Below are 1,212 nucleotides of genomic sequence, written 5' to 3'. Positions count from 1 at the left end.
TTCGGGCGGTTAGTATCCCCTGTTCAGCATGGGCGGTTTTTCGCCGGTACGGGAATATCAACCCGTTGTCCATCGACTACGCCTGTCGGCCTCGCCTTAGGTCCCGACTTACCCAGGGCAGATTAGCTTGACCCTGGAACCCTTGATCATCCGGCGGACGGGTTTCTCACCCGTCTTTCGCTACTCATGCCTGCATTCTCACTCGTGTAGGCTCCACCGCTGGTTTACACCGCGACTTCACCGCCCACACGACGCTCCCCTACCCATCCACACTCCTGAACCACAAAGGCTTAGAACATATGTGAATGCCACAACTTCGGCGGTGTACTTGAGCCCCGCTACATTGTCGGCGCGGAATCACTTGACCAGTGAGCTATTACGCACTCTTTTAAGGATGGCTGCTTCTAAGCCAACCTCCTGGTTGTCTTCGCAACTCCACATCCTTTCCCACTTAGCACACGCTTAGGGGCCTTAGTTGGTGGTCTGGGCTGTTTCCCTCTCGACTATGAAGCTTATCCCCCACAGTCTCACTGCTGCGCTCTCACTTACCGGCATTCGGAGTTTGGCTGACGTCAGTAACCTTGTAGGGCCCATTAGCCATCCAGTAGCTCTACCTCCAGCAAGAAACACGCAACGCTGCACCTAAATGCATTTCGGGGAGAACCAGCTATCACGAAGTTTGATTGGCCTTTCACCCCTACCCACAGCTCATCCCCTCCATTTTCAACTGAAGTGGGTTCGGTCCTCCACGACGTCTTACCGTCGCTTCAACCTGGCCATGGGTAGATCACTTCGCTTCGGGTCTAGATCACGCCACTGCAACGCCCTGTTCAGACTCGCTTTCGCTACGGCTTCCCCACACGGGTTAACCTCGCGACGTAACACTAACTCGCAGGCTCATTCTTCAAAAGGCACGCCGTCACAACTACTATGCACACAAGGTGCGGTTGCTCCGACGGATTGTAAGCACACGGTTTCAGGTACTGTTTCACTCCCCTCCCGGGGTACTTTTCACCTTTCCCTCACGGTACTGGTCCGCTATCGGTCATTAGGGAGTATTTAGGCTTATCAGGTGGTCCTGACAGATTCACACGGGATTTCTCGGGCCCCGTGCTACTTGGGATACTTCCCAGGCGGTGCACAGCATTACGGTTACGGGGCTCACACCCTCTCCGGCCGGCCTTTCAAGACCGTTCACCTATACCTGCACTC

Annotated in this window: 1 rRNA gene; it reads right to left on the bottom strand. The window is 55.0% G+C overall.

Annotation, left to right across the window (positions count from 1 at the left end):
- Positions 1-1,212: ribosomal RNA gene (locus AC6CH3_RS23320) — 23S ribosomal RNA — on the bottom strand; the annotation flags it as partial.

The sequence above is a fragment of the Arthrobacter sp. GQ119 genome (genome assembly GCF_059759125.1).
Note: the sequence above shows the minus strand (reverse complement) of the source record. Positions and strands in the feature narration are given on the sequence as shown.